This is a genomic window from Bacteroides togonis, assembly GCF_900130135.1.
In the GTDB taxonomy this organism is placed as follows: domain Bacteria; phylum Bacteroidota; class Bacteroidia; order Bacteroidales; family Bacteroidaceae; genus Bacteroides; species Bacteroides pullorum.
In genome coordinates, this window is record NZ_LT670824.1 from 1 (window position 1) to 5433 (window position 5433).

General features: G+C 60.2%; 6 protein-coding genes. 5 read left to right on the plus strand and 1 reads right to left on the minus strand.

Going from position 1 to position 5433, the window contains the following annotated elements; all coding sequences use genetic code 11:
• Positions 1–1102: DUF3987 domain-containing protein (locus BQ8005_RS16600; RefSeq protein WP_159436293.1), on the plus strand; the 1102-nt coding region annotated here is incomplete at its 5' end.
• The gene (locus BQ8005_RS16605) at positions 1089–1343 is read left to right on the plus strand and encodes a DUF4248 domain-containing protein (RefSeq protein WP_234984101.1); all 255 of its coding nucleotides are present in this window, start codon (positions 1089–1091) and stop codon (positions 1341–1343) included. The genes BQ8005_RS16600 and BQ8005_RS16605, both read left to right, overlap by 14 nt.
• 78 nt (positions 1344–1421) lie before the next feature.
• Here the strand turns inward: BQ8005_RS16605 and BQ8005_RS16610 are convergent, their stop codons facing one another.
• Positions 1422–1949: a hypothetical protein gene (locus BQ8005_RS16610; RefSeq protein ID WP_159436294.1), complete on the minus strand. Its 528-nt coding sequence runs from the start codon at positions 1947–1949 to the stop codon at positions 1422–1424.
• A 251-nt stretch (positions 1950–2200) separates the two neighbouring features.
• Here BQ8005_RS16610 and BQ8005_RS16615 point away from each other — a divergent pair, with 251 nt between their 5' ends.
• The 3 genes from BQ8005_RS16615 to BQ8005_RS16620 all read left to right on the plus strand — a co-directional run.
• A complete protein-coding gene (locus tag BQ8005_RS16615; protein ID WP_075319319.1) occupies positions 2201–2698 on the plus strand; it encodes an HU family DNA-binding protein in 498 nt (165 codons plus the stop codon).
• Positions 2699–2781: 83 nt separating this feature from the next.
• A complete protein-coding gene (locus BQ8005_RS17470) occupies positions 2782–2880 on the plus strand; it encodes a smalltalk protein (RefSeq protein WP_159436296.1) in 99 nt (32 codons plus the stop codon).
• 105 nt (positions 2881–2985) lie between these two features.
• The coding region (locus tag BQ8005_RS16620) for a hypothetical protein (RefSeq protein ID WP_159436295.1) at positions 2986–5433 on the plus strand (2448 nt) is incomplete at its 3' end.

Consider the following 5433-nt stretch of genomic DNA (forward strand, 5'->3'; position numbering starts at 1 on the left):
TGACTTTGCCCTGAAGCCCGAGGAGGAGAAGATGCCCTACTTCAAGCTGCCCGCCACCATCAGCAAGAGCCGCCTGATCGAGTGCCTGGCCGCGGCGGGCGAAGCCGGCTGCGCCATGGCCACCACCGAGATGGCCACGCTGACCGAAGCCATCGGGACGGACTACGGCCGCTTCGAGGACATCCTGCTGAAGGCGGCCCATCACGAGGAGGTGGCCTCGTCCTACAAGGTGGACGGGCTGCCGCTGGTGGCACGCCGTCCGCAGCTGGCGCTGGCCATGTCGGGCACGCCCGAACAGTTTGCCCGCTTCTTCCGCTCGCTGGAGACGGGGCTCTACAGCCGCTTCGCCGTGTGCACCCGTCCGCCGTCGGTCTGCTGGGAGTCCTGCGCCCCGGACAGCGTGCAGCCCGACCTCGGCTCCTACTTCCACACCCTGGGCGAGGAGTTGCTGGGCATGCACCTGGCCCTGCTGGAAAGCCCCACGCGGGTGAACTTCACGCCTGCGCAGTGGGAGCGGCACACCGCCTTCTTCAGCCGCCTGCTGGCCGAGACCCACGCCGAGGGGCGCGACACGCTGCTGGGCATCATCTTCCGCCACGGGTTGCTGGCCATGCGTCTGGCAGCCCTGCTCACCGCCTTCCGCAAGTGGGACGGTTTCCGCCATTCGCCCGAATACACCTGTACGGACGCGGACTTCCGCTCGGCGCTGCTCATTACGCAGACGGTGCTGGAGCACAGCCTGCTGCTCTGCACCTCGCTGCCGGACAGCGACCGTCCCATGCCCGCCCTGCGCAAGACTCACCTGCTGGAGCAGGTGCTGGCCGTCCTTCCACGAAAATTTTCGTACACCGAGTTTGTGGAGACGGCCATGACGTCCGACATCTCGCTCAGCACGGCCAAGCGGATGCTCCAGCGGGCGCAGAAAGCGCAACTGATTGTGAAGCAGAAAGATGGGTATCGCAAGAAGCGCTTGTCGCGCCAGACGTCGGGTTTAAATGACCCCGAACCCCGAAAACGGACCCCAAAATCGCCGAAAACGGCGGGAAAGACAATAAAAAAAAGTGACAACCCCGTAAATCCCGAAGCTTATGAAAAAGACTGATACCCCTCTGATGCCTGCCGACGAAGCTCCCTTCGCCATCCGTCCCTACCTGAAGGTGGACCTGGCCCGCCTCTACAGCCCCGGCCTGGCTGACCGCACGGCCATGAACCGCCTGAACCGCTGGATCCGCCACAACCGCGAACTGCACGACCGCCTCTACTCCGGCCGCGAGGGGAAGAACGACATCTGTTTCTCCCTCCGGCAGGTGCGGCTGCTGGTGGAGTATCTGGGAGAGCCGTGATTGTTCCGCCCCTCAAGCGGGTATGTTTTCTGTGAGAAGCGGCATAGTTCTGCGGAGGAACTATGCCGCTTTTGCGGTTCACCAGGCGGCGTTTCGCTTGGCGCGGAGGAGTTCTTCTTCGATCAGTTTCTTTTGCCGTTCTTTTTCCTTTCGCTCCTTGTCTACCAGTTTGTCGTTCTCCTTCAGTTGCCCTTCGACTTCTTTGAGCATTTTCCTCAGTTCGATGCAGAGTCTTTCGCTGAGGATTTTTTTTGCGCTGAATATTTTCTCCAGATTCTCCATGGCTGTATCGAACAGTTTCATTTCTTTCTGTCCGGTATGCTGATATCTTTGTTCTTCTTGAGGCGGCAGTCTCCTTCTGTAGTAGAACACCGTTGGGGATTTGGCGCTTGTCAGCTTCTTCTGCCATTCGTCCTTGTCGTTGAAGTTTTCCCTGCATCTTGTCAGTTGCCGGTTCAGGGATTGGAGATATTCCAATAGCTTGTCGGGCGTCGTGTCGGGTGGGTATTCTTTTTGTTCGATGAGGTCCAGTGTTCTGCCGATGGCGGATAACACTCCCAGTTGCCTCTCTATCGTACGTCCCAATAATTCCAATTGCTGTATCATGGGGCTGTTTGCTGTTGTCTCGTTTTTTTTTGAATGCTTTTTCTCTCTCTTCTGTGTCTTGCCGGGCCCGGAAGTCTGCATAAGTCCGCCCGAGTCCGCACAAGTGCGCACAGGTTCGCACGGGCAGACACGAGTCCGCATCCTGCCGCCGCAGTTTTTCCCACCTTTGTGGTGTCGACCGGAAGACAGGGCGAAGGCGTATATGCCCGCCGTACAAACATACGCCAAATTTTTTAAAAAAGCAAACGATTATGTCAGTAACCTACAAACGCGTATTCCGCAAGAACCCCGCACTGAAGGACGGCACGGGGAAGTACCACCCCCAGCTCATCGTCTGGGGCAAGTCGGCCACGCTGGACACGCTGGCGCAGCAGATGAAGGAAAGCAGCTCGCTGACGCTGGGCGACATCCGCAGCGTGCTGACCAATTTCGTCGCCGCCATGCGGGCCGAGCTCTACAACGGGCATTCGGTGAACGTCGACGGCTTCGGCGTCTTCAGCCTCTCGGCCACCACCGAGGGCGTGGACCGGAAGGAGGACTGCGGGGCGGACCAGATCAAGTCCGTGCGCATCAACTTCCGCGCCTCGAGCGCCATCCGTCCCAACCTGGACCCCGCCACCACCCGTGTGGAGGACCGCATCGACTTCGTCGACCTGGAGTCGCAGCTGAAGAAGCTGAACGTGCAGGGCGGCACCGAACCCGACGGCGGCGACGGTGACGACGAAGAAGAGGGCGGCAGTCCGCTGTGACAATGGATAACTCCATTCTCAGTTCTCCATTAAAAGAAATTCTCAATTCTCAATTCTCAATTTTCAATTAAAGAACTATGGCAATCAAAAAATCTGTTTGGGACACGATCCTGAAAGTGATCATCGCCGTGGCTTCGGCCATTGCGGGCGCGCTGGGCGCCCAGGCGGCGAACCTGTTGTAAGGCATGTGCGGAGCCTTTCCGCACCATTCTGGACGGGGCTGCCCCGCAGTTTGTTCCCAGTCGTGGGGCAGCCTTTTTTTTCAAACCATTAATCGTATGTATCTTATGAACAAACCCATTCTTTTTCTGTTGTTTCTGGCTGCCGTCTCCCTTCTGCCTTCCTACGGGCAGACTCCTTCGAGCTATGACATTGCAGCCCGTTCCCAGAACTTTTATCCGTCGTCTGTCCAGGCTTCCGGCCTGTTCCGCCGACAACCCGATGGGGGAGACTATGCGACGGGCCGCGTGACCGTCCGCATCCCGCTCTATACCATCCGTACCGCATCGTTCAGCCTGCCTGTCTCTCTGGTCTATACGACCGGCGGCGTCAAGGCCGACCAGAAGAACGGTCCGGTGGCCCTGGGATGGTCGTTGGAGGCGGAGCCGGTCATCAGCCGCGAGGTGCGCGGACTGCCGGACGAACGTTCTTTCCTGTATGACAAGTCGAACCTGACGAGCCAGTCGGATCTGTATTTGGCCAAAGTGGGCATGGGCACCTGCGACCTGCTCGAAGACTTCTTCCATATCCGCCTTCCGGGGGGTGTTCAGGCGGACTTTGCGCTCGAGCAGGCTTCGAACTATGCCTTCACTCCCCGGATGTTCCATCGCGACCCGCTGGAGGTGGAGCTCGACGCTCCCCGGGTGAGCGCCAACTTCCGCAACGGGCTGACGGTGACCGACGGCAACGGCGTGCGTTACCTCTTCGGAGGGAGCAGCGCCTCGCGCGAGGAGACCAACCTGCTGAACACGTATCAGACCGTGACCGCCTGGAAGGCCACGCAGATGATCTCTCCCGACGGCGACACTCTGTCGTTCGACTACGTGACGAACCTCCCCCAGGAAGTTTATAACGGTCGTTACGACTACTACGCGGTAGAGGACAACTGGCCGGATTACGAAATTCCGGGTGCGGGCGTCCCTCCCCATCCCGGTTACTGGAAAGGGGTCGGCAACCAGGAAACGTACTACTACATGAACGGCACGACGCGGCAGGCCGACGGGACGGAAGTGCCCAACTTCGAAGCGTGGAGCGGCGCGGGCGGGCGTCCCTATTTCGGCGCGGTGGCTCAGGTGGACATCCGTCCTGTCGGCACGATCCGTTTCGCCGGGGGCAGCGTCACGTTCGGCTACGACGCCACCCACCACGCCCTGTCCACCGTCACGGTGCGCAACCCGGACGGAGTTCTGCGTACGGTCAGCCTGACCAAGCACCTCGACAGCTACGGGCGCCTGCTGCTGGACAAGGTTGAAGTGAAGGACGCCTCGGGCGATCCGGTCGAGACTTACAGTTTTGCCTACTACAGCGGCGGTTTCAGTCCGGACACCAAGGCCGTCGACTATTGGGGCTACTACAACGGGCAGACCGGCAATACCGGCTTCGTAGCCCGCCAGCAGGCCGAGATACGGAACGGCAGCCGGACGTATACGTTCGAAATTGGCGACGCCGACAAGCGCGGTAACCTTTCCGCTGCCACGACCTACAGCCTCCGGCAGATTACCTGGCCCGGCGGCGGCACCACCGAATATACCTACACCATGGGCCGCATTCCGGCTCCCGGCGAGGCGGACGGCTATATGTACGGCGGTGGACTTCTGGTGAAGGAAATCACGGACCGTCCGGTGGTGGGCCATGCAGTCCGGCACCTTTTCCTCTACTACTCGGGCGATGAAGAAGAAGGCATCGGATGCACGCGTTTCCCGATGAGCCCGCTTGCCTACCGTCAGGAACTCCAGAAGCACTACGTGGAAGGCGGCGGCACCACCAATCCGACGGTTCGCAGCGTCGACTACACGCTCTACAGCCACAGCAACGTGGTGACGGCAGACGACCGCGTTTACTTCGACCGTGTGATGGAATACGTGTCGCCCACGCTCACTTTTCCTTCTTCTTCCTCTTCTACCGTTTCAGGCTTTTACTTGGGCGAGGCCACGGTCCACTGCTACGACAACCGTTCGGAGTGGCCCTCTTCCTACTACACGACCCCCGGTATGCTCGAGAGCATCGACGAGCCGCTGAACAACGCTTCGCTTCTGTGCAGCGAGACACGCAGCGAGCTTCACGAGCACGCGTGGAAGTCCGGCGAACGCACCCACGCCCGTCCCTTCCGTCTGGTGACGGTGAACGAGCTGAAACGCACCGCTCTGGTGGAAGGCGTTGACGAGTCGATGGTCCAGAACAGCCAGCGTCTTCGCGAGCTGTACGGCAGTACCTTCACCCGCCTTTCGGGCAAGGACTATACGGTGGTGGACAACGACCCCATGGGCCGTGGCGAGACGCTGTACTACGGCGGTGGACTGTCCTACACACGCTCCGTGTCGCATACCCGGGAAGGCTCGTACAACCGGATCCGCCGGACGGCGGTTTCCACCAGCTCCGGCGTGGACGAGCTGACGGAGTACACCTATCCTTTCGACCGCCAGGGTCCGGTAGACCAACTGATGACCTCCGCGCACGACCTCTCCACTCCCGTCGAGGTGAAACAGTATGCCGGTGGGGAGCTGTACCGCACGGTG

Excerpts from the sequence above, each read along its gene's own strand:
- BQ8005_RS16605 (WP_234984101.1), top strand. The coding sequence starts at position 1,089 with ATGAAAAAGACTGATACCCCTCTGATGCCTGCCGACGAAGCTCCCTTC.
- BQ8005_RS16610 (WP_159436294.1), bottom strand. The coding sequence starts at position 1,949 with ATGATACAGCAATTGGAATTATTGGGACGTACGATAGAGAGGCAACTG.
- BQ8005_RS16615 (WP_075319319.1), top strand. The coding sequence starts at position 2,201 with ATGTCAGTAACCTACAAACGCGTATTCCGCAAGAACCCCGCACTGAAG.